The sequence below is a fragment of the Bradyrhizobium sp. F1.13.3 genome (assembly GCF_040548265.1).
Classification (GTDB): domain Bacteria; phylum Pseudomonadota; class Alphaproteobacteria; order Rhizobiales; family Xanthobacteraceae; genus Bradyrhizobium.
Genome location: NZ_JBEPRI010000006.1, coordinates 40,329 through 63,149 on the forward strand (window position 1 = coordinate 40,329; position 22,821 = coordinate 63,149).

22 protein-coding genes are annotated in these 22,821 nt (G+C 64.9%); 13 read left to right on the forward strand and 9 right to left on the reverse strand.

Annotation, left to right across the window (positions count from 1 at the left end; translation table 11 throughout):
* Window positions 1–56 precede the first annotated feature (56 nt).
* On the forward strand, window positions 57–635 hold the full coding sequence (locus tag ABIB66_RS17625) for a L,D-transpeptidase (protein ID WP_354207964.1): 579 nt from the start codon (window positions 57–59) through the stop codon (window positions 633–635).
* 199 nt (window positions 636–834) lie between these two features.
* Window positions 835–1,650, forward strand: coding sequence for a DUF2927 domain-containing protein (locus ABIB66_RS17630; RefSeq protein ID WP_354207966.1), 816 nt, complete (start codon window positions 835–837; stop codon window positions 1,648–1,650).
* A 54-nt stretch (window positions 1,651–1,704) separates the two neighbouring features.
* Here the strand turns inward: ABIB66_RS17630 and ABIB66_RS17635 are convergent, their stop codons facing one another.
* Both ABIB66_RS17635 and ABIB66_RS17640 read right to left on the reverse strand, forming a co-directional pair.
* Complete coding sequence (locus ABIB66_RS17635) at window positions 1,705–2,511, reverse strand: class I SAM-dependent methyltransferase (protein WP_354255092.1); 807 nt, start codon at window positions 2,509–2,511, stop codon at window positions 1,705–1,707.
* 102 nt (window positions 2,512–2,613) lie between these two features.
* Window positions 2,614–3,741, reverse strand: coding sequence for a threonine synthase (locus ABIB66_RS17640; protein ID WP_354207970.1), 1,128 nt, complete (start codon window positions 3,739–3,741; stop codon window positions 2,614–2,616).
* 390 nt (window positions 3,742–4,131) lie between these two features.
* Between ABIB66_RS17640 and ABIB66_RS17645 the strand changes: the two genes are divergently transcribed.
* From ABIB66_RS17645 to ABIB66_RS17660, 4 genes are all read left to right on the forward strand, one after another.
* Entirely contained in the window at window positions 4,132–5,388 is a 1,257-nt protein-coding gene (locus ABIB66_RS17645; protein ID WP_275173652.1) for a GTP cyclohydrolase II, read from the forward strand.
* A 7-nt stretch (window positions 5,389–5,395) separates the two neighbouring features.
* Complete coding sequence (locus ABIB66_RS17650) at window positions 5,396–6,634, forward strand: URC4/urg3 family protein (RefSeq protein WP_354207973.1); 1,239 nt, start codon at window positions 5,396–5,398, stop codon at window positions 6,632–6,634.
* A gap of 55 nt (window positions 6,635–6,689) precedes the next feature.
* Complete coding sequence (upp, locus tag ABIB66_RS17655; RefSeq protein WP_027520210.1) at window positions 6,690–7,319, forward strand: uracil phosphoribosyltransferase; 630 nt, start codon at window positions 6,690–6,692, stop codon at window positions 7,317–7,319.
* A gap of 78 nt (window positions 7,320–7,397) precedes the next feature.
* A complete protein-coding gene (locus ABIB66_RS17660; protein WP_354207975.1) occupies window positions 7,398–7,610 on the forward strand; it encodes a hypothetical protein in 213 nt (70 codons plus the stop codon).
* A gap of 13 nt (window positions 7,611–7,623) precedes the next feature.
* Here ABIB66_RS17660 and ABIB66_RS17665 read toward each other — a convergent pair whose 3' ends face one another.
* From ABIB66_RS17665 to ABIB66_RS17675, 3 genes are all read right to left on the reverse strand, one after another.
* Window positions 7,624–8,115 (reverse strand): DUF305 domain-containing protein, encoded by a 492-nt coding sequence (locus tag ABIB66_RS17665; protein WP_354207977.1) that lies wholly within the window; start codon window positions 8,113–8,115, stop codon window positions 7,624–7,626.
* Between the two features lie 102 nt (window positions 8,116–8,217).
* Window positions 8,218–9,327, reverse strand: a complete 1,110-nt coding sequence (locus ABIB66_RS17670) for a M48 family metallopeptidase (RefSeq protein WP_354207979.1) — start codon at window positions 9,325–9,327, stop codon at window positions 8,218–8,220.
* 3 nt (window positions 9,328–9,330) lie between these two features.
* Window positions 9,331–10,485: a YjgN family protein gene (locus tag ABIB66_RS17675; RefSeq protein ID WP_354062028.1), complete on the reverse strand. Its 1,155-nt coding sequence runs from the start codon at window positions 10,483–10,485 to the stop codon at window positions 9,331–9,333.
* Between the two features lie 364 nt (window positions 10,486–10,849).
* Between ABIB66_RS17675 and ABIB66_RS17680 the strand changes: the two genes are divergently transcribed.
* Together ABIB66_RS17680 and ABIB66_RS17685 are read left to right on the forward strand one after the other, a co-directional pair.
* A complete protein-coding gene (locus ABIB66_RS17680) occupies window positions 10,850–12,115 on the forward strand; it encodes a cytochrome P450 (protein ID WP_354207982.1) in 1,266 nt (421 codons plus the stop codon).
* 92 nt (window positions 12,116–12,207) lie between these two features.
* Window positions 12,208–13,482 (forward strand): cytochrome P450, encoded by a 1,275-nt coding sequence (locus ABIB66_RS17685; protein ID WP_354207984.1) that lies wholly within the window; start codon window positions 12,208–12,210, stop codon window positions 13,480–13,482.
* A gap of 222 nt (window positions 13,483–13,704) precedes the next feature.
* On the opposite strand, the gene ABIB66_RS17690 is transcribed toward ABIB66_RS17685, so the two are convergent.
* Window positions 13,705–14,625, reverse strand: coding sequence for a LysR substrate-binding domain-containing protein (locus ABIB66_RS17690; protein WP_354207986.1), 921 nt, complete (start codon window positions 14,623–14,625; stop codon window positions 13,705–13,707).
* 124 nt (window positions 14,626–14,749) lie between these two features.
* On the opposite strand from ABIB66_RS17690, the gene ABIB66_RS17695 reads away from it, so the two are divergent.
* The 4 genes from ABIB66_RS17695 to mdlC all read left to right on the forward strand — a co-directional run bounded on the left by ABIB66_RS17695 (window position 14,750) and on the right by mdlC (window position 19,636).
* On the forward strand, window positions 14,750–15,919 hold the full coding sequence (locus ABIB66_RS17695) for an acyl-CoA dehydrogenase family protein (protein WP_354207988.1): 1,170 nt from the start codon (window positions 14,750–14,752) through the stop codon (window positions 15,917–15,919).
* Window positions 15,920–15,929: 10 nt separating this feature from the next.
* Entirely contained in the window at window positions 15,930–17,033 is a 1,104-nt protein-coding gene (locus ABIB66_RS17700) for a CaiB/BaiF CoA transferase family protein (RefSeq protein ID WP_354061818.1), read from the forward strand.
* Between the two features lie 15 nt (window positions 17,034–17,048).
* Window positions 17,049–17,897 carry an HTD2 family dehydratase gene (locus tag ABIB66_RS17705; RefSeq protein ID WP_354207990.1) on the forward strand — a complete coding sequence of 283 codons (849 nt, stop codon included), beginning with the start codon at window positions 17,049–17,051 and terminating at the stop codon, window positions 17,895–17,897.
* Window positions 17,898–18,013: 116 nt separating this feature from the next.
* Window positions 18,014–19,636, forward strand: coding sequence for a benzoylformate decarboxylase (gene mdlC / locus ABIB66_RS17710; protein ID WP_354207992.1), 1,623 nt, complete (start codon window positions 18,014–18,016; stop codon window positions 19,634–19,636).
* A 163-nt stretch (window positions 19,637–19,799) separates the two neighbouring features.
* Here the strand turns inward: mdlC and ABIB66_RS17715 are convergent, their stop codons facing one another.
* A complete protein-coding gene (locus ABIB66_RS17715) occupies window positions 19,800–20,576 on the reverse strand; it encodes an SDR family NAD(P)-dependent oxidoreductase (protein ID WP_354207994.1) in 777 nt (258 codons plus the stop codon).
* A 76-nt stretch (window positions 20,577–20,652) separates the two neighbouring features.
* Between ABIB66_RS17715 and ABIB66_RS17720 the strand changes: the two genes are divergently transcribed.
* The gene (locus ABIB66_RS17720) at window positions 20,653–21,114 is read left to right on the forward strand and encodes a MarR family winged helix-turn-helix transcriptional regulator (RefSeq protein WP_354255093.1); all 462 of its coding nucleotides are present in this window, start codon (window positions 20,653–20,655) and stop codon (window positions 21,112–21,114) included.
* A 155-nt stretch (window positions 21,115–21,269) separates the two neighbouring features.
* Here ABIB66_RS17720 and ABIB66_RS17725 read toward each other — a convergent pair whose 3' ends face one another.
* Window positions 21,270–22,064: an SDR family oxidoreductase gene (locus tag ABIB66_RS17725; RefSeq protein ID WP_354207998.1), complete on the reverse strand. Its 795-nt coding sequence runs from the start codon at window positions 22,062–22,064 to the stop codon at window positions 21,270–21,272.
* Between the two features lie 50 nt (window positions 22,065–22,114).
* On the reverse strand, window positions 22,115–22,810 hold the full coding sequence (trhA, locus tag ABIB66_RS17730) for a PAQR family membrane homeostasis protein TrhA (protein ID WP_354208000.1): 696 nt from the start codon (window positions 22,808–22,810) through the stop codon (window positions 22,115–22,117).
* Window positions 22,811–22,821 lie beyond the last annotated feature (11 nt).

Below are 22,821 nucleotides of genomic sequence, written 5' to 3' on the forward strand. Positions count from 1 at the left end.
AAGCTCGCAAATATGGCCTGTGACTGCAGTTGGATCGATTTTTTGCTGGGGGAACTATGATCCGGTATTTTGCCGCGCCGCTTGCCGCCATCGCACTGCTGTCGGCTACCGCCGGCGGTGCCTTCGCCGAGGAGTTCGACTCGCGCGACATCATGGGCGGCGGCCCGAACTTCTTCCGCGGCGGCTCGAGCCCGGTCCCCCGCACCACCGTCATGTATAACGGCAATTACGCCCCCGGCACGATCGTGGTGAACACCTCGGAGCGCCGGCTCTACCTGGTGCTCCAGAACGGCCAGGCCCTGCGCTACGGCATCGGCGTCGGCCGCGATGGCTTCCGCTGGGGCGGCGTGCACAGGATCACCGCCAAGAAGGAATGGCCGGATTGGACGCCGCCGTCGCAGATGCTGGCCCGCCGGCCGGACCTGCCGCGTCACATGAAGGGCGGCGTCGAGAATCCGCTCGGCGCGCGCGCGATGTATCTGGGCTCGACGCTCTACCGCATCCACGGCTCCAACGAGCCGGAGACGATCGGCCAGGCGGTGTCCTCGGGCTGCTTCCGCATGACCAACGACGACGTCAGCGACCTCTACGGCCGCGTCGGGGTCGGCACCACCGTGGTCGTGCTGAACAACTAGCGCCGCGCAGGATTCCGTAGGGTGGGCAAAGGCGCACTTGCGCCGTGCCCACCACGTGTCGGCAAACTGGATTACTATGGTGGGCACGCTTCGCTTTGCCCACCCCACGCAGAGGCGCTCGAATTCCGGCAGGAACCCGCAGGGCTGGTAAATATGCGGCCTTGTGCGTCGCTTCCGAATACGGCAGCGTCACCCGGCAATGAGCGCATCGGCCCCTTCTTCGTCCGGCTATCGCATCGCCCTGCTGGCGCTCGCGACCGTCGCGTTTGCCCCTGACACCGCTACCATCGCCGTCGCGGGCGAATTGCCTGCGATCGCCTCGCGCCAGCGCGCCGAGAAGAAGAGCTTTACCGACGGCGAGATCGTCGATGGCTTTCTCAAGACGGCGTTCGGCGCCGAATACCACCTCGCCGGCCGTGTCGACCGCATCCGCAAGTTCGACGGACCGGTGCGCGTGTTCGCCGAGAGCGACCGCGCCGACCGCAAGGCGCAGCTCGCAAAGGTCGTGGCCGACATCGGCAAGCGCGTGCAGCATCTCGACATCGCCATGATCGACAGCAGCGAGGCTGCAAATGTGCGGGTGAAGCTCGTGCGCGACCGCGATCTGTTCCGCACCATCTCGAGCTTTTACGGTGCGGAGAAGGCCCGCGAGATCCGCACCTCGCTCGATCCGCAATGCCTGTCCGGCTTTCGCAAGAACGACAATTTCGAGATCGAGCATTCCGACGTCATCCTCACCGTGGACAACGGCGATTTCACCTTTCTCGACTGCGCCTATGAGGAGCTGCTGCAATCGCTCGGCCCGATCAACGACACCGCGAGCGTGCCCTGGACCATGTTCAACGACAACGTCTCGATGGGCTATTTCGACGTCTACGACCAGTACATCCTCAACCTGCTCTACGATCCCCGCATCAAGGCCGGCATGACCATACATGAGGTCAAGGCGGTGCTGCCCGACGTGCTCACAGATGTGCGCATCTGGGTGAAGCGGGTGAACGAACTGAAGGAGTAGAGAACTTCCACCTTCTCCCGCAAGAGGAGAAGGGAAGTCACTGTCAACGCCGCCTCACACCTTCCTCGCCTTCGACATCAGGAATTGCTGGCGCATCACGTTGTTGCTTCCATCGAAATATTCGGAGATCAGCGCCTCGAACTCACTGCGAAAACTCCGCAGCTTGTCCGGCTCGTCCTTGTACTGGGCGACGAGCTTGATCAAAGGCCCGATCGTCGTTTCCATGGTGCGGCGGAAATGCTGCGGGCTGAGTGCGGACGGTGTCATGATGTCCATGTCGAAGGCGATGTCCTTCACTTTCCCCGCGAGACGTTCGGCGACGATCTTCGGATCGCCCCACGACACCGGTGATGCCACGCCCTCGGGCGGCGGCAGATGGCGGCCGATCAACGCGAACATCCGCCCGACATAGAGATGCGGCGGCCAGGTGGAGAAGGCGATGGTGCCGCCGGGCTTCAGCACGCGCAGCATCTCGCCGATGGCGACCTCGGGGCGCGGCGCGAACATGTGGCCGAACTGGCTGAGCACGACGTCGAACTCGTTGTCGCCGTAGGGCAGGCTTTCGGCGTCACCTTCGGTGAAGTCGAGATCGAGGTTCGCCAGCTGCGCGTGCTCGCGGGCGCGCTCGACCAGGACAGGCGATAGGTCGAGACCCCTGACCTTCGCTCCGCGGCGCGCCGCCGTGATCGCGGCGACGCCGGTGCCGCAGCCGACGTCGAGCAGCCTTTGGCCGGTCGCGACCCCGGCGAAACTCACGAGCTTGGCGGCCGAGGGCGTCGTGAACACCTCCATCGGCGTGAACAGCGACCAGGCTTCCTTCTGGACTGCCTTGAAACCAGCAAACGGGTCTTGCGCGGTCATGGAACTCTCCCTTCGCTCGAGGTCAGTTTCCATGAGGCTGACGACGGATACCAAAGGTTCAACGCGGGCCCATGACGGCGACGGCTTCGCCTCCTCGCGGTCCTATTGCACCAGATCGGCAACGATGGTCGCGGCCTTGAGGCCGGTGCCGGTGAGGACCGCAACCGTGGTCTCGTTCGCCCTGATGGCACCGGTGGCGGATAGTTTGTCCAGCGCGGCGGCAGCACTTGCGCTGGTCGGCTCGGCGAACAGGCCCTGCCGCGCCAGACGCCGCAGCGCGGCGACGATCTCATCCTCGGTGAGCGCGATGGTGCCGCCGCCGCTCTCACGCAACGCGCCGATGATCTCGCGCAGGCGCAGCGGATGCTTGATCGCAGTGCCTTCGGCGATGGTCTTGTTGACCTCGCGGACGACAGGCGTGTCGACGCCCGCCTTGAAGCTTGCATCGATCGGCGAGCAATTGAGCGGCTGCGCCGCAAACAGGCGCGGCAGCTTGGTGATCTGGCCGGCTTTCAACAGCTCACGGAAACCAAAGGCGCAACCGAGCAGAGAGCTTCCGGCGCCGACGGGGACGATGACGTTGTCGGGGGCGCGAAAGCCGAGATCTTCCCAGATCTCGTAGGCGAGCGACTTGGTGCCTTCGAGAAAAAACGGCTGCCAGTTGTGGCTGGCGTAGAAGGTCTGGCTGGACTGCCGGATGGCCTCGGCCTCCGATTCCTCGCGCGGGCCCTCGACCAGCTGCACCGCCGCGCCATAGGCGCGGACCTGCGCGATCTTGGCCGGCGACGTCGATGCAGGCGCGAGAATCTTCACGCGCATGCCGCCGGCGGCGCCTAACCCCGCCATCGACGAGCCGCCATTGCCCGACGAGTCCTCCAGAATGGCCTCGACGCCGATCTGCCGAAGAAAGGACAGCATCACGGCGGAGCCGCGGTCCTTGAAGCTGCCGGTGGGGTTGAACCATTCAAGCTTGAAGAACGGGCGCAGCTCGCCCCAGGCCTGCTGGACCAGCGGCGTGCAGCCTTCGCCGAGCGTGATCGGAGTCTTGATCTCGACCGGCAGCGCCGCCCGGTAGCGCCAGAGCGATCGCGTGCGCGGCTCGATCTCCTCCCGCGACATCCCTTCCCCCGGCGTCACCAGCAGCGGCGTGCGCTCGTCCGAGCACCAGCGCGGCTGGTCGAGCGGATAGAGCTGTCCGTTGCGGGGATCGATGTAGGCGGCGGCGGGCATGGCGGTCTCCAGGGAAGACGATGAGGCAGGCGATCGGGCAAAGGCGATCTGTACGTTTGGTTTGATGACACGTTTTGTCCGGAAACTCGACGCCCGCCACGCAAGCCGTGCACCGCCCCTTGAAAGCACGAAAAACATAATTACTTCATCGCCTTACAGCGATTTCATCGAGGTCGGCCAGTGTGGTGGCGTGGCTCTCACGCAGCCCCTGCCGGCTCGGTGATGACGGGGATTTGGCCGCGAGCCGCCTGCCCTGTGCAGCACGATTAACTTGTCTGTCGTGGCTGGCCGCTACAATATGTTGGATTGCGTCGCCGGTGACCGCACCGGCAACGCCGCAGAGCCAGGCCCGTCCGAGCGGCGGGCCGTTGGCTTTTTGGGAGTTTGGTCATGAGCCGAGCGAACCGTACCGACCACATCCGCCTCACCTCCCATCCGGAGCCGGGCCGGAAGGCGGCCTTCCCGATCCACTGGGGCGCCGCCGACGCACGGGCCCGCGGGCCGATCATCGGCACGGTGTCGCGCGCCGGGGATCGCAACGTGATCGGCAGCCATGGCGGGTCCTATGCGATGTACCGCGCGCTCGCGGTGTCCGCCGGCGCGCTCGATCCGATCCGTAGGCCCGATCTCACCAACACCTTTCCGGCCGCGACCATCGGGCCGTTCCCGCAATGGAGCGATCCCGCAAAAATCGTCGCACTCGATCCCTGGGGGCATCTCGTCGCCGAGAATTTCGGCAAGGAGATCGCCGAGGGTTCCGACATCAGGCCGAGCATCGCGGTGACGCGTGCGCGACTGGACCTGCCGGAGATCCGCGAGGCGCTCGCCGCCAAGCGCCTACGCGCCGACGGCGACGTCGTGCATGCCAATGGCAGCGTGTCGGTGGTGAAGATCGCGATCGATCCGGTCTGGTATCTGCCGGGCCTTGCGGAACGCTTCGCGACCAACGAGACCGAGCTGCGGCGCACGCTGTTCGAGCAGACCGCCGGCATGTTCCCCGAACTGGTGACCCGGCCGGACATGAAGGTGTTCCTGCCGCCGATCGGCGGCACCACCGTGTATATGTTCGGCGATGTGACAAAACTGCCGGACCATCGCACCAAGATCACCTGCCGCGTGCATGACGAGTGCAACGGCTCCGACGTGTTCGGCTCCGACATCTGCACCTGCCGGCCCTACCTCATTCACGGCATCGAGGAGTCCGCGCGCGGCGCGCAGGAGGGCGGGCTCGGGCTCGTGATCTACAATCGCAAAGAAGGCCGCGCGCTCGGCGAGGTCACGAAATTCCTGGTCTACAACGCGCGCAAGCGCCAGGAGGACGGCGACGCGGCCGCCGCCTATTTCGAGCGCACCGAATGCGTCGCCGGCGTCCAGGACGCGCGCTTCCAGCAATTGATGCCCGATACCATCCACTGGCTCGGCCTGAAGCGCATCGACCGCTTCCTCTCGATGAGCGACATGAAGCATGACGCGTTGACCTCGCAGGGCATCGACATCGTCGAGCGCGTGCCGATCCCGCCCGAGCTCATTCCCGCCGACGCCTATGTCGAGATCGCCGCGAAGAAGGCCGCCGGCTATTACTCCACCGACATCGCGCCGGAGAAGGACGTCGACGGCGTGGTCGGGCGTTCGCTGGAAAAATACTGATCGATTGATGGCAGAGGCTTTGGAATTGCAGGCCCGTTCGCTGCTCAGCGCAGCAGCGGTTCGCGCGCGTGCCGGCGAGATGTTCGAGATCGGCTTGAACGGCGGGCTGACGCATTTCACGATCGATCTCGATCGCATGGACACCGTTGCCGATGCCGTGTTGGCTGTCACGCGAAAAGCCTATCCGACGCTGGAGATTCCCTTCCATGCGCGCTGGCGCCATTTCGTGCTTGGCGGCGTCGACCGCTGGGCGCGGCTCGCGGACGCGGCCCCGTGGCCGGATCGCGCCGCGCGGGCGCGCGCGGAGTTCGACCTTGCCATTGTCAGCGTGCTGCTCGATGCCGGCGCGGGTGCGTCGTGGCGATACCGCGACGCCGTGACGGGACAAAGCATCGGCCGATCCGAGGGACTCGCGATTGCAAGTCTCGACATGTTCGCGACCGGTCTTTTTTCCCGCGATGCCGGCGCGCCGTTCAGGGCCGATGCGGACATCCTTGCTAAACTGCCCCTCGCCTCCCTCACCTCCGCCTTTCAGGTGAGCGATACCAATCCGCTGCTCGGGCTCGAGGGGCGGACCGATCTGCTGCGGCGCTTGGGCAAGCTGGTGGCGGAGCGCGGGGACGTGTTCGGCGCGCACGACACGCCGCGGCCGGGCGGGCTGTTCGATTACATTGCGGCGCAGGCGAAGGGCGGCGCGGTTCCCGCGCCCGCAATCCTCTCGGCGGTGCTGAACCAGCTCGGACCAATCTGGCCGTCGCGGCTTGAGCTTGCCGGGATTCCGCTCGGCGATTGCTGGCGCCATCCGGCGATCAAGGCCGACGACGCGACCGCGGGCCTCGTGCCCCTGCACAAGCTGTCGCAATGGCTGAGCTATTCGCTGATCGAGCCGCTGCAGCGCGCCGGAATTGACGTCACCGACATCGATGGCCTGACCGGGCTTGCCGAATATCGCAATGGCGGCCTGTTCGTCGATCACGAGGTGTTGCGCCTGCGCGACGCCGCCGACGCCGAATGTGCGCATCCGGTGGACTCACTGCTCGTCGTCGAGTGGCGCGCGCTGACGGTGGCGCTGCTGGACCAGCTGGCCGAACTGGTCCGTGCAAAGCTCGGCCGCACGCCTGAGACATTGCCGCTCGCCAGCATTCTCGAAGGCGGCACCTGGGCCGCGGGCCGCGCCATCGCCTTCGCGCGCCGCCCCGATGGTTCGCCGCCGCTCAAGGTGATCAGCGACGGCACGGTTTTCTAACGCGTAATCCAAACGCGTCGCATTGCGCATCGATCAATTTCAGGAGCATCCCGTCATGCAAGGCGTCACGATCGTCGATCATCCGCTGGTGCAGCACAAGCTGACCCTGGTGCGGGACAAATCGATCTCGACCAAATCGTTTCGGGAGCTGATCAAGGAGATCGGCATGCTGCTGTGCTACGAGGTGACGCGCGACCTGCCACTCGCCGATACCGTTATCGAAACGCCGCTGGCGACGATGCATTCGGCCAAGATCGCGGGCAAGAAGCTGGTCTTCGTACCGATGCTGCGCGCGGGCACGACCTTCGTCGACGGCATGATGGACCTGGTGCCGACAGCGCGCGTCGCGCATATCGGGCTCTATCGTGAGCCGCACAGCTTTGCAGCGGTCGAGTATTTCTTCAAATCGCCGTCCGACCTCGGCGAACGCCTGGCCATCGTGGTGACGCCGGTGGTTGCGACCGCCAACACCGCCGTGGCCGCGATCGACCGGCTGAAGGAGCGCGGCGCCAAGGATATTCGCCTCGCCTGCCTGATCGCTGCCCCCGAAGGACTCGAACGGCTGCGCGGACTGCATCCGGACGTCCCGATCTGGACGGCCGCGGTCGACGAAGGTCTCGACGAGAACGGTTTCATTTTGCCGGGCCTCGGCGACGCGGGCGACCGCGCCTACGGGACGAGATAGGCGCCGGCCTGCAAACCGCGTCACATTAGGAACAGCTTCGCTCGCACAAGGTTTTCCTGCTCTACGATGGAGAGCATGATGACCTATCAGGATGACCAGCGCAGGGCAGACAGAGCACGCCGCAACAGCCCGGTGGGCTGGGCGATCGGCGCGATCTTCGTGATCGCCGTGGTCGCAGCCGTCTTCTTCTACAATGGACGCGATGTCGGTCCCCAGACGACCACCACCAGCCCGACCAACGCGCCGAGCGTCACCACGGGCTCGACCAATCCGGCCGCCCCGGCAAAGTGATACGAGGGCCGCTTCAGGTCGGCGGCCGCGGCGGCAGATCCTTCGCGTCCGCGGGCGCGGGCTTCTCCTTGAGGTCGGCGATCAACCGTTCCATCTCGCCGATCTCGCGCACCTGGGCTTCGATGATGTCGTCGGCCAGCTTGCGGACGCGGGGATCTCTGATGTGCGCGCGCTCGCTGGTGAGAACCGCGATGGAATGATGCGGGATCATCGCCTCCATATAGGCAACATCGGTCACGGTCTGTTGGCTTCGAACGAGCCAGAGCGAAACCGCAAACACGACGGCGCTGGCGGCCAGAATGGCGAGGTTCGCCGTACGGTTCCTGTACATGCCCCACATGAAAGCGAGCATCACAGCGGCCATGACCGCGCCCATCAGCAACGCCATCCACGTCCGGGTCTGGCTGTACCAGACGTGATCCAGAGCGAAGGTGTTGAGATACATCAGACCGAACATGATCACGGTGGAAACCGCGATCATCGTGACGAAACGACCGTAAGCCATGAGGAACATTCCCGCTGTCTATCGGGGGATAACCACACTCCGACGGATCGTTCCTCGCCGTCGGATGATTTGGCGCGGGGCCAACGCGGGGCGGCGAGAGATTCAGATCTTGCCGCTGCCGCAGATCCCCTTCAGTGACCGCCACTCCGCATCGGTCAGCAGCGGCGGGCCGCTGGCGGGGCGGTCTTCTTTCGTCATGCGGGCGAGGCGGTCCTCGGTTAGCGGATGGCTCGCCAGGATCGACGTGAGGCCGCCGCCTTCCTTGCCGGTGATGCGGAACATCAGCTCGGCCGCGGGCTTCGGCGAACGGCCGAGCTTATGCATGATCTCGATGGCGAACGTATCCGCAGCGGTCTCGGCTTCGCGGGAATAGGAGGCCTCGACCACGCTGCGCGAGGCGAAGATCACGGCGCTCGACCCGGTGACGTCGCCGAACAACAGGCCGATCAGGAACGAGGTGCCGCCGTTGTAGATCAGGCCGCGCATGTTGTCGTAATGCTTGAGATGACCGAGCTCGTGGGCGAGGATGCCGGCGAGCTCGTCCGCGCTTTCGGCCTTGTCGATCAGACCCTTGAGCACGAAGACCTTGCCGCCCGGCAGCGCGAACGCGTTCGGCACCGGGGTCGGCAGCACGCCGGCGGTCATGGAATCGTCGTCGAGGCCGGCAGCATCGCGCAGCCGATTGACGAGTTTGATGAACGCCGCCTTCCCCGCCGCGTCCTCGCACACATTGCGGCCGAAGATCGTCTTCACCTGAACCTCCGACGCATCGCCGATGCGCCGCTCGATCGGTTTCGGCACTAGCGGCGCGAGGCGGTCGGCAGCGAGCGGCACGCCGAACAGCACGACGCAGACGATGGAGACGGCGGCAGCCATCGACCAGCCGACGATTTTTGCGACGCCGCGGCGCGAAGTCTGGTGCTCGTCGAGCCGCATGCAGCGGGCGGTCACGTCTGAGGCGAGCAGAGCGTCGCGGATTTCCAGCCGCGCCAGCGGCGGCGCGGAAGCGCAGGCGAGCCGCAAAATGCCGGGCGGGCTGTCGGCGCGGCGGATGTCGGCATAGGCCCAGCGAACGGACGTCCCGCCCTCTTCGACGATCTCGAGCGCGTCGCTGAGCGTCAGCGTCACCTGCCGTCTGCGGCTCGACACGCCATCGAAGAAGATCGTCGGCTTCGCGGACTGCGCCGGGGCCTCGGCGAATACGTCACTCACAGCTCAGAATCCCGCGACATCGAGTCCATCGGCAAAGCCTTCGCCCAGCGCGCTGGCAAGCTCGGCGCTGCCGCGCACATCCGCGGCGGCGGCAATGTTGTGCACCTCGACGGTTTCCAGCACCTTGGCCCAGAGATCGCGCTGAAGATAGACCCGCATGACGATGTTGACCGCAAGGGCGACGGCGAAGTAGCCGATGACCATCATCACCAGCATCGGGATGCTTCTGGAGGCATTTCCGGGGCCGAAGACTTCGTCGGCCGGAACGCCGCTCAGCTGGACGACGAGCATGGTGGCACCGCCAATATAGAAGCCGAAAATGGTCGAGAGCAGCAGCCACCAGCCGACCACCTTCCAGTACAGGCCGTAAAATGCGTTGTGCGGCAACTCCGAGGACAGGCTGACGCCGCCGATGCGAATGCCGTCGAGCCACCAGCGCCATTCGCGCGCCTTGAACTCGGCGTAGACGAACGGAGCGAGGGGGAAAATGACGAGCGCGATCGGGCTCAGCAGCCACAGCCACCAGCCCCGCTTGAAGAACGTCCAGCCGTCGGCTTCGAAATCGCCGCGCAAATCGCCGTAATGGGTGTGCCGCATCTTGTAGCGTTCGAGCGAAGCCTCGCGCCACGGCAATGCGAGCCCAAGCGTCAGAAACACCAGCAAGCCCCACAGCATGGCGCGGAACGAATAGGCCCAGCCCGATCCGTCCATCCAGAACCGCACGCCGCGCCAGACCGTGCGCGTCAGGCGATAGCGCCGCGCGCGAAAGATCGCGAACTGACCGAAGGCGTAGAAGCTGATGAACAGCGGCGTGGAGGCAAAGCCCTGCCAGCGCTCGAACTCGATGCCGACAAGGAAGTAAGCGAGGTAGATCGGCACCAGGATCGCGAGCGCGAACAGGAAGCCGACCAGAAGCTCCCTGGCCCGCCCGGTATATTCGGCGGCATCGCCGTCGACCGCAGTGTTCGCCCAGAGATGACGGCGGATGTCGGTGACGAGCCAGAACCGGTAGAAGCCGAAGGTGACGAGTTCGAGCAGGGCACCCTTGGTGACCAATTTGCGAAACTCGGTGCGGTTGCCGGTGAAATCGACCCGCGTGGGCGGCAGCGGCGGAGGTAAGGGTTCGGAGCCGATGGGGGCCCATTGCATGTCGTTCACGGCGGCAACCTCGGGATGCGGATCTGGTTCGATCAAACTATAGATCAGAGATTAGTCGATGCCCAAGATGGGCGGGTTCGATTTGGCTCGATTCGGGTCGATTTCTGGCACGATTCCGCGGCCGAGGGCGTGCGCGAGATCACGTTCGCGAATGTCGCGTAGCCCGGATGGAGCGAAGCGCAATCCGGGACAGCGGCAGTGGCCGCCCGAATCCCGAATTACGCTTACGCTCCATCCGGGCTACCGGCGAGATCTTGGCAAAACTCGCCCTTGCTCCGGCGCAGACAACGGGTTGTAATTGCAAACCAAATACCGCGGCGCAGAATTCAACGAGAACGCGCGGTTCATGTCAGGGAGAGCGGTCATGCATGGGACCATCGAAAGCGCGGCGAAGCTCGACGCGTTACGCGCACGCGCAACGTCACTGCCGCTGGAGCAGTTCGATCCAGGCGACCCCGAGCTGTTCAGGACCGATACGTTCTGGCCCTATTTCGATCGCCTGCGCCGCGAAGATCCCGTGCACTATTGCAAGGACTCGATGTTCGGGCCGTATTGGTCGGTGACGCGCTACAACGACATCATGGAGATCGAGACCAATCATTCGGTGTTCTCCTCGGCCTCCTCGCTCGGCGGCATCACCATCCGCGACATCGATCCGGATCTGCGCCGCGAGAGCTTTATCTCGATGGACCCGCCGCGCCACGCGGCGCAGCGCAAGACCGTGGCGCCGATGTTCACGCCGACGCATCTGGACAATCTCGCGCTGAGCATCCGCCAGCGCTCGGCGGAGTGCCTGGACAATCTGCCGCGTGGCGAGGTGTTCGACTGGGTCGACCGCGTCTCGATCGAGCTCACCACGCAGATGCTCGCCGTGCTGTTCGACTTCCCCTGGGAGGACCGCCGCAAGTTGACGCGCTGGTCGGACATCGCGACCACCATTCCCGGACCCGACGGCCTCGTCGCCACCGAAGACGAGCGTCAGGCCGAGCTGACGGAATGCGCGGGCTATTTCACGCGGCTGTGGAAGGAGCGCATCGCGCAGCCGCCGAAGAGCGACCTGTTGTCGATGATGGCACATGGTGCCGCGACGCGCGACATGGACGCGAAGAACTTCCTCGGCAATCTGATCCTTCTGATCGTCGGCGGCAACGACACCACCCGCAACACCATGTCCGGCTCGCTCGACGCACTGAGCCAGCATCCGGAGCAATATCGCAAGCTGCGCGACAACCCCGCGCTGCTCGACAGCTTCGTGCCGGAAGTGATCCGCTGGCAGACGCCGCTGGCCCATATGCGGCGCACCGCGCTTGCGGACTTCGAGTTCCGCGGCAAGCAGATCAAGAAAGGTGACAAGGTCGTGATGTGGTACGTTTCGGGCAACCGCGACGCCGACGCGATCGAAAAGCCCTACGAATTCATCATTGACCGCGCGCGGCCGCGCACGCATCTCTCATTCGGCTTCGGCATCCACCGCTGCGTCGGCCTGCGGCTTGCCGAACTCCAGCTCAAGATTATCTGGGAAGAGATCCTCAAGCGATTCGACCATATCGAGGTGGTCGGCGAACCCAAGCGGGTCTATTCGAGTTTCGTGAAGGGTCTTGAAACCTTGCCGGTGAAGATTGCGGCTTAGATTCGCAAAGATGAGTTCGACACGTCCACAAGGAAGCTGCGCCCCCTCTCCTGTACGCGGGAGAGGTTAAGCAAGCAACTGGAGCAACCACCATGAACATTCAAGCGCCGGTTAAAGTGGACAAGGCCGAACGCATGCGCAGGGCTCGCGAAGAGGCCTATGCGACACCGCTGGCGCAGTTCCACCCGGGCGCGCCGAGACTGTTCCAGGACGACACCCTGTGGCCGTGGTTCGAACGGCTGCGCAAGGAAGAGCCGGTCCATTACTGCACCAACGCGCCGATCGAGCCGTATTGGTCGGTGGTGAAGTACAACGACATCATGCATGTCGACACCAACCACGGCCTGTTCTCCTCCGACTCGACGCTCGGCGGCATCGGAATCCGCGACGTGCCGGAAGGCTATGATTGGCCGAGCTTCATCGCCATGGACCAGCCGCGTCATTCGTCGCAGCGCAAGACGGTGTCGCCGATGTTCACGCCGACGCATCTGGACGAGCTGGCAAAACTGATCCGCCAGCGCTCGCAGACCGTGCTCGACAATCTGCCGCGCAACGAGACCTTCAATTTCGTCGAGCGCGTCTCGATCGAGTTGACGACGCAGATGCTGGCCACCCTGTTCGACTTCCCCTGGGAGGAACGACGCAAGTTGACGCGCTGGTCCGATGTCGCGACCGCGCTGCCCAAGAGCGGCATCGTTGCTTCCGCCGAAGAGCGCCGCCGCGAGATGGACGAATGCTACGCTTACATGTCCAAGCTCTGGAACGAGCGCGTCAATTCCGCGCCACGCAACGATCTGCTGTCGCTGATGGCGCACAACGACGCCACGCGGTTCATGGATCCCGACAATCTCATGGGCAACATCATCCTGCTCATCGTCGGCGGCAACGACACCACGCGCAACACCATGACCGGCTCGGTGCTGGCATTGAACGAGAACCCGGAGCAGTACGACAGGCTGCGCGCCAACCCGGAACTGATCGATTCCATGGTGCCCGAAGTGATCCGCTGGCAGACCCCGCTCGCGCATATGCGGCGCACCGCGCTGCAGGACACTGAAGTTGGCGGCAAACACATCAAGAAGGGCGACCGCGTCGTGATGTGGTACGTCTCCGGCAATCGCGACGAGGAGATGTTCGAGAGGCCGAACGAGTTCGTCATCGACCGCCCGCGGCCGCGCACCCACCTCTCCTTCGGCTTCGGCATCCACCGCTGCGTCGGCATGCGCCTCGCCGAGCTCCAGCTCAAGATCGTCTGGGAAGAGATGCTGAAACGCTTCGACCGCATCGAGGTGGTCGGCGAGCCCAAGCGGATCTATTCGAGCTTCATCAAGGGATACGAGTCGCTGCCGGTGAGGATTCCGGGGTAGACTCATCCTCCGTCATTGCGAGGAGCTCTTGCGACGAAGCAATCCAGACTGTCACCGCGGAGGGATTCCTGGATTGCTTCGCTGCGCTCGCAATGACGAGGTTTTGGGTGCACTTGCGCGCCAAACTCGGTGAGATCACCCCAGCTATAAAATTCCGGCATGACAGGTCGCGCCAGATGCGAAGGCGAGATCGCGCGCGACTGTTCTACGACACCGGCACATCTAACTCAACTTGATGTCCCACACGCCGTCCTTGCGGCAGGCGGCGACCTCCTCGCGCAGGAGGGCGGTGACGGCAACCGAGGCCGTCGAGACCGGGCGGTCGATCGGAGAGGCGAATATGAGCTCGCGCGTCATGGGCTTCGAGACGACGGCCGTTTCCAGCCGCCTGTCCGCGACCTCGCCGTGGACCGACGAGGGCGGCAGCAGCGCGAAGCCGAGGCCCTCCTCGACGAGGCTCGTGAGCACGCGGAACGAATCCGCCTCGAGCTGGACGTTGAGCTTGATCTTGCGTTGCGCCGCCGCGTGCTCAATCAGCGCACGGAGGCCGTGGGAATGACTGGGCAGCACCAGCCGTTGCCGCAGCAGCCAGCCGACATCGACGCTCTTCTTGCGCGCCAAGCCACAACCGCGTGGACCCACCGCGACGATGTTGTCGCGACCGAGGCTCTCCACGTTGAGATGCAGATCGGCGGAGCGGCCGTAGAGGATGGCGAGATCCATCTCGCCGCGATGCAGCCATTCGACGAGATGACCGCTGTAGCTCTCGACGATGCGCAGCGAAATGCCGGGAAACTTTTCGACGCAGCGCCGCGCGAAGCGCGCCGACAGCACGCAGCTCACGGTCGGGACCAGGCCAAGCACGACCTGGCCGGACGGCGGCCCCTTGGACGACTGGATGTCGTCCCGGATCTGGTCGATCTGCCGCACGATGCCGGAGGTGCGCGCCAGCAAGAGGCGGCCGGCATCCGTGAGCACCATGCCGCGGCCGTTGCGAGTGAACAATTCGGTGCGCAGCTCGTGTTCCAGCAGCTTGATCTGCCTGGAGAGCGCCGGCTGCGCCACACGCAACGTATCGGACGCCTTGGAAAGGCTGCCGAGCTCCGCCACGCAACTGAAGGTCCTGAGCTGACGGAAATCCATGCTTGCCAATCCTGGAAGGCTACTCCATACGCTATAGCAAATGAGCATAGGGGGCTGGCATTGTTTTCACAACGCCAGAGGATCGGCCGGCGTTATCCTAACTGCCGCACATACGGGAAACCCCATGAGTGAAGAACACCACACCGAAGATCACGCCGATATCCGCGAAGCCGTCGCAAAGCTCTGCGCGCAGTTTCCCGGCGAATACTGGCGCAAGCTCGACCGTGAGATGGCCTACCCCAAGGCCTTCGTCGACGCGCTGACCGAGGCAGGTTATCTCTCGGTGCTGATCCCCGAGGAGTATGGCGGCGCCGGCCTGAAGCTTTCTGCGGCCGCCGCGATCCTCGAAGAGATCCAGCGCGCGGGCTGCAACGGCGGCGGCTGCCACGCCCAGATGTACACGATGGGCACCGTGCTGCGGCACGGCAACGACGAGCAAAAGGCAAAATATCTGCCGAAGGTCGCGAGCGGCGAATTGCGGCTGCAGGCCTTCGGCGTCACCGAGCCGACCAGCGGCACCGACACCACCTCGCTGAAGACTTTTGCGCGCAAGGACGGCAACGCCGGCTACATCGTCAACGGCCAGAAGATCTGGACCAGCCGCGCCGAACATTCCGACCTGATGCTCCTGCTGGCGCGGACCACGCCGAAGGACCAGGTCAAGAAGCGCACGGATGGACTTTCGGTGTTCATCGTCGACATGCGCGAAGCCAAGGACAAGGGCCTCGAGATCCGCCCGATCCGCACCATGATGAACCACGCCACCACCGAAGTGTTCTTTACCGACATGAAGGTGCCGGCGGAAAATCTGATCGGCGAAGAGGGCAAGGGCTTTCGCTACATCCTCTCCGGCATGAATGCCGAACGGATCCTGATCGCGGCCGAATGCGTTGGCGACGCCAAATGGTTCATCGCGAAGGCCACCAATTACGCCAAGGAGCGCAGCGTTTTCGGCCGGCCGATCGGCCAGAATCAAGGCGTCCAGTTTCCGATCGCCAAGGCCTACGCTGCGATGCGCGCCGCCGAACTGATGGTGAAGGAAGCGACGCGCAAATACGAGGCCGGGCTCGACTGCGGCGCGGAGGCCAACATGGCCAAGATGCTGGCGGCCGATGCGTCGTGGGAAGCGGCCAACGCCTGCGTCCAGACCCATGGCGGCTTTGGATTTGCCGAGGAATACGACGTCGAGCGCAAATTCCGCGAGACGCGGCTCTATCAGGTGGCGCCGATCTCGACCAATCTCGTGCTGTCCTTCATCGCCGAGCATGTGCTCGGCATGCCCCGCTCGTACTGAGGCAGCCATCATGGGAGCTCTTGACGGGATCAGGGTGATTGCGGTCGAGCAGGCGGTGGCAGCACCGTTCTGCTCGTCGCGGCTGGCGGATGCCGGCGCGGAGGTCATCAAGATCGAGCGGCCGGAAGGCGATTTCGCCCGCGGCTATGACGCGGCAGCCAAGGGCCAGAGCAGCTACTTCGTGTGGCTGAACCGCGGCAAGCAATCGGCGGTGGTCGATCTCGCCACCAAGGAAGGCTGCGCCGAGCTCGAGAGACTGATCGCGAGCGCCGACGTGCTGATCCAGAACCTCAAGCCGGGCTCGATGGACAAGCTCGGCTTTTCGCGCGAGCGGCTGCTGAAGGATTATCCCAGGCTGATCTCGTGCACGATCACCGGCTATGGCGACGAGGGCCCCTATGCGCACCGCAAGGCCTATGATCTCTTGATCCAGGCCGAGAGCGGCCTGGCCTCGATCACCGGCAATCCCGACGGCGCCTCGCGGGTCGGCATGTCCATCGTCGACGTCGCGACCGGCGCCACCGCGCATGCAGCGATTTTGGAGGCGCTGATCGGGCGCGGACGCACCGGCAAGGGCGCTGACATCCGCATCTCCATGTTCGACGTGATGGCGGACTGGTGCACCGTGCCGCTGCTCAACTCGGAAGCCGGCAATCCGCCCAAACGCATGGGGCTGCGCCATCCCTCGATCGCGCCCTACGGCGTGTTCACGTCGAGCGACGGCAAGGACATTCTGATCTCGATCCAGAGCGAGCGCGAGTGGAAGACGCTTTGCGCAAAAGTGCTGGACCAGCCGGACCTGCCCGCCGATCCGCGCGTTGCGAACATGGTCGAGCGCGTGCGCAACCGCGACTTCACCGACAAGACGGTCGCGGATGCCTTCGGCAGGATGACGCGCGACGAGCTATTGAAGCGGCTGTCCGACGCCGACATCGCCTTTGCCGAGGTCAACACCATGGCCGATCTCACCAATCATCCGCACCTGCGCCGCATCGAGGTCGACACGCCGCAGGGGCCTGTCAGCTATCCCGCGCCGGCGCCGATCATCATCGGCGAGACGCGCAGCTATGGCGCGGTGCCAGGGATCGGCGAAAATCCCCAATCCAGGAAATAACAAGAGCGAGGCGTCATGACCGAGAAGCTCGACATCGATCATCTCAGGCAGTGGATCGGCCGCAGCGAAGAGGCAACCGACACCGTCACGGCGCAGCTCGTGAAGGGCCTGCGCGCGACGCTGTTCCAGGAGGTCGGCGCGCCCAAGGCGGGCGATGCGGCGCCGTTCACGGTGCATTGGTGCCTGGCGCAGCCGGTGTTTCCGATGTCGATGCTCGGCCCTGACGGCCACCCCACCCGCGGCGGCTTCCTGCCGCCGGTGCCGCTGCCGCGCCGGATGTGGGCCGGCGGCGAGATCGAGTTCCTGCAGCCGCTGCGCGTCGGCGATGAATCGACGCGAACCTCGCGCATTGCGGACGTGCAGGTGAAATCAGGCTCGACCGGCACGCTGTGCTTCGTCTCGGTCGAGCACAGCATCTCCTCGCCGCGCGGCATCGCCGTCCGCGAGCGGCAGGACATCGTCTATCGCGAGATGACGACGACGCCCGCGCCGGCAAAGGCCCCGCCTCCGCCGCCGAAGGCGCAGCATCGCGAAACGCATGTCTCCGACCCCGTGCTGCTGTTTCGATATTCCGCGCTGACCTTCAATGGCCACCGCATCCATTACGACCGCGACTACGTCACCAAAGTCGAGGGGTATCCGGGCCTGATCTTCCACGGCCCGTTGCAGGCAACGTTCATCATCGAGATGGCGGCGAAGCTGCGCGGCGGCAAGGCGCCGAAGAAGTTCACCTATCGCGGGGTGCAGCCGCTGTTCGAGGGTAGCGAGTTCTCGATCAACGCCAACGAGACCGAGGCCGGCATGGAGCTGTGGACCGCGAACGCGGAGGGACAGCCGACGATGAAGGGGACGGCGGTGTGGTAGGTTTGTCATTCCGGGGCATCGCGCAGCGATGAACCCGGAATCTCGAGATTCCGGGTTCGATGCTTCGCATCGCCCCGGAATGACGCCACGACAATAAGCATTCGGGGACGGAAACCATGGCGAAGAACGGCAAGAGCGGCAGCAAATCCGTCACCGTCAAGCAGGCGACGCTCGACCTGCTGCGCTCCTTCGGCATCAAGAAGGTGTTCGGCAACCCAGGCTCGACCGAGCTGCCGTTCCTGAGCGACTGGCCCGACGATATCGACTACGTGCTGGCGCTTCAGGAAGCCTCCGCGGTCGGCATGGCCGATGGTTATGCGCAGGCGACGCGCAATGCCGGCTTCGTCAATCTGCATTCGGCCGCCGGCGTCGGCAACGCGCTCGGCAACATCTATACCGCACATCGCAACCAGACGCCGCTGGTGATCACCGCGGGCCAGCAAGCGCGCTCGATCCTCCCGTTGCAGGCGTTCCTGTATGCGGAGCGTGCGTCCGAATTCCCGCGGCCCTATGTGAAGTACAGCGTGGAGCCGGCGCGGCCCGAGGACGTGCCGGCCGCGATCGCGCGTGCCTATTACACCGCGATGCAGCCGCCATGCGGCCCGACCTTCGTCTCGATCCCGGTCGACGACTGGGCGCATGCCGCAGCTCCTGTCGAATCCCGCAAGGTCAGCCGCGAGATCGGGCCCGAGGCTGATGCGATGAAGGCGCTGGTCACAGCGCTCGGTTCGGCCAAACACCCTGCCCTCGTCGTCGGCCCCGGCGTCGATCGCGCCGGCGCGGTCGACCTGATGGTGCGCGTGGCCGAGAAGGCCAGGGCCAGTGTCTGGGTCAGCCCGTTTTCGGCGCGCTGCTCGTTCCCGGAACGTCATCCCCAGTTCGCGGGCTTCCTGCATGCCTCGCCGGCGCAATTGTCGGACGCGCTGCGCGAGCACGACCTCGTCATCGTGATCGGCGCGCCGGTGTTCACCTTCCACGTCGAAGGCCACGCCGCGATCTTCGACGGCGGCGCGACGATTTTCCAGATCACCGATGACCCGGATGCCGCAGCGGTGACGCCGGTCGGAACCAGCATCATCGCGACGATGAAGCCGGCGCTCACGGCGCTGCTCGATCTCCTGCCCGAGAGCAAGCGCGCGGCACCGGAGGGGCGTACGCTGCCGCCGGCCCCGCAAGCCGGCGATCCGCTGCCGGTCGAATTCCTGCTGCATTCGCTGTCGCAGGCGATGCCGGAAGGCGCGTCGCTGGTCGAGGAAATCCCCTCGCATCGACCGGCGATGCAAAAGTTCATGCCGATGCGCGGTCAGGACAGTTTTTACACCATGGCGAGCGGCGGCCTCGGTTACTCGCTGCCGGCCGCGGTCGGCATGGCGTTGGGCAAGCCGAACAGCCGCACGGTGTGCCTGATCGGCGACGGCTCGGCGATGTATTCGATCCAGGCGCTGTGGACCGCCGCGCAGCGCAAGCTGCCGCTCACCATCGTCGTCATCAACAATTCCGGCTACGGCGCGATGCGCTCGTTCAGCCAGGTGATGCAGGTGAGGAATGTGCCGGGACTCGAACTGCCGGGGATCGATTTCGTCCGGCTCGCCGAAGGCATGGGTTGCCATGCGGTGCGGGTGAGCAAGGCGGCGGAGCTGGGCGAGGCGCTCAAGCGCGGGATGGCGCACGAAGGCACGAGCCTCGTCGAGGTGATCGTGGATTCGGCGGTGCCGGTGTTGTACGGGCAGAAGCATTGACGACGTCGTCCCGGCGAAGGCCGGGACCCATAGCGCGCAATTCATCGATTGTGCGCGGCGCCAATCCCGAACAACCAATCTTCACCAAACGTCTCCCTGAGGTTATGGGTCCCGGCCTTCGCCGGGACGACACCAGGTTTTTGGCCAATGCCGCCGCGCAAATCTAAGACGCCAGGAATCCGCCATCGGCTGCCAGCACATGCCCGACGACATAGGACGACGCGTCGGACGATAGCCACACCACCGCCTCGGCCACCTCCTCCGGGCTCCCCATCCGCCGCAGCGGCAAACCCGCGCTGACGGTTGCGACATCGCCGACACCGGCGCGCAGCATCATGTCCGTGACGACGCGGCCGGGGGCGATGGCGTTGATGCGGATGCCGCGCGGCGCGTTCTCCATCGCAGCCGAACGTGTCAGCGAGATCGCCGCAGCTTTGGATGCCGAGTAGAGCGAGAACCCGGGATTGGGATTGCGCACGCCGCTGACGGAGGCGTTGACGACGATGCTGCCGCGGCCTTTCGCGAGCATGACCGGCAATTGATGGCGCAGGCACAGGAACAGCGCGCGGACATTAGTGTCGAACACGCTGTCATAGACATCCATGCCCTGCTCCCCCAGCGGGGCGCGGCGCTCCTGGAAGCCGGCATTGTTGAAGGCGACGTCGAGCCTGCCGCATCGCTCGACCGCCGTGGCAACGAGGCGTGCGACGTCGTCCTCGCGCGTGATATCGGTCTTGATCGCGATGGCGTCCGCACCGAGTTCGCGGCACGCCGCGGCGGTGGCGTCGATCTCGGCTTCGCGTCGGCCCGCCAGGACAATCGCCTCCGCGCCTTCGGACGCCATTCGCAACGCCGTGGCACGGCCGATGCCGCTGCCGCCACCCGTCACCAGGCAGACCTTGCCCCTCATCCGCGCTCCCGCCGGCAAAGTTCCGCACATGGCTCGCTCCAAAACGCTTGCGCGCGCCGTTGCGCGCATATAGTTGTATGATACAACTATATGCGGAGAGTCAAGCATGACCGGGCTTTCGCTGATCGACGACATCCGCGCGGCCTCGCGCCTGATGGTGCGCGAGCTCGGCTTCATGGATGCGACCGTGGCGGCATCGGACTATCCGCCGTCGGCCGTGCATACGATCCTGGAGATCGGTATTCGTGGGCCGATGAATTCGGGCGAGCTCAGCGATTTCCTGCGGCTGGAGAAATCGAGCGTCAGCCGCCTGGTGCGCAAGCTGGTCGACTGCGGCGAGTTGCGGGAGACGCCCGATGACGCCGACGCACGCAGCAAGGTGCTGTCGCTGACGGCGAAGGGCCGCCGCACGCTGGAGGCGCTGCACGCGTTCGGACGGCAGCAGGTGAGTGGCGCACTCGCGGCGCTGACGGAGGCCGAGCAGCGCACGGTGCGGGAAGGGATGATGCTTTATGCGCGGGCATTGCGGCAGAGCCGGGTGGAGGACGAGGTGGAGTCGGCGGCGTGACCACCAGCGTCGTCCCGGCGAAGGCCGGGACCCATACCCACAGGCGGATGTGGTCACGAGGACTCGGAGTTTACGGCCGAGCCAAACAACTACTCCCTGGGATTATGGGTCCCGGCCTTCGCCGGGACGACAGCGAGTGTTGGCGCCCGCCTTCCCTACGTCCCGAAGTCGTCCCGCATCCTGGCCTGGATCTTGGCCATGCCGCCGATCCAGCGGTCGTAATTCTCGGTCTTCTTGCGCATGTAGCCGAGCACCTGCGGGTGCGGCAGGATCAAAAACGTCTCCTGCGCGAGGCCGGCGAGCACGTCCTTGGCAACCTGCTCGGGCGAGAGGTCACCGTCGCCGGATTGCGGGCCCTTGGGAATCGAACGCAGCATGTTGGTGTCGACGCCCTGCGGACAGAGGATCGAGACACGGATGTTGTGTGCCTTATGTGAGATCGCGAGATTTTCGGCAAAGCCGACCGCGGCATGCTTGGTGGTGGAATAAGCCGGACTGCCGACCTGCGACAGCAGTCCCGCGGCCGAGATCGTGTTGAGGAAATAACCGCCGCCACGCGCCTTCATGCGCGGGATCAGATGCCGCGCCGCATAGACGTGCGCCATGACGTGAATAGCCCAGCTGCGCTGCCACGGCTCATCCGAGGCACCGCCGGCATTGACCGACATCGGATCGAAACCGCCGCCGATGCCGGCATTGGAGCAGAACAATTCGATTGGGCCGAACTGCCGCTCGGTCTCATCGATGACGTGGGAAATATCCTTTTCCTGCGCGACATCGCATTTGAACGCCGCGCCATCCACTGTGGCAGCGACCGCCCGCGCGTTGTCCGCGTCCATGTCGGCGACGACCACCTTGGCCGCACCCGCCTTGTGAAACGCCTCGCACAGCGCCTTGCCGATGCCGTTGGCGCCGCCCGTGACGACCACGACCTTGCCGGTCACCTGCATGCGACGTCTCCTCTTATACCGCTACGCTTATTCCGCTTCGCGGAGCTTGCTCAGCTCAACACGAGGTCGAGCACCGCGGTATAATGGCATGCCGCGCCGGCCAAGACAAAGCCGTGCCAGATCGCATTCTGGAAGCGCAGCCGCCGCCAGGCATGGAAGATCACGCCAAAGCTGTAGAGCAGGCCGCCGGCAAGGATGAAGCCCAGCACCAGCGCAGGCAGCGCCTTGACCACGGAATCGTAGAGCATGATGCCGCTCCAGCCCATGGCGAGATAGATGCCGACCGCAACGCGGTCGAACCGGCCGGGGTAGAGAAGTTTCAGCACGATGCCAAGCATCGCCACGCACCAGACGCCGGTGAGCAGCACCAGCGCGAAGCCGCTGTCCTTCACCTCCAGGATGAACGGCGTGTAGGTCGCCGCGATCAGGAGATAGATCGCCGAATGGTCGAATCGCCGCAGCAGCCATTTGGCCGGTGAGATCGGCCACAGATTATAGGTCGCCGACAACACCAGCATCGAGAGCAGGCCGGCGACGTAGATCGCGACGCCGACGATGTCGGTCGCGTCGGCATAGAGCACCGTCAGCACCACCAGCACGGTCGCGGCAATGATGCCGCAGAGCACGCCGATCGCGTGGATCACGCCGTCGGCGATTAACTCGGCGCGGTCGTAGTGCCAGCCGATCGCGTCGGCGGCGGCGTGGACGGAGGAGGATGCGAGCTGTTTCAGGTGGAAGACGGTCATGGCAATCCGCA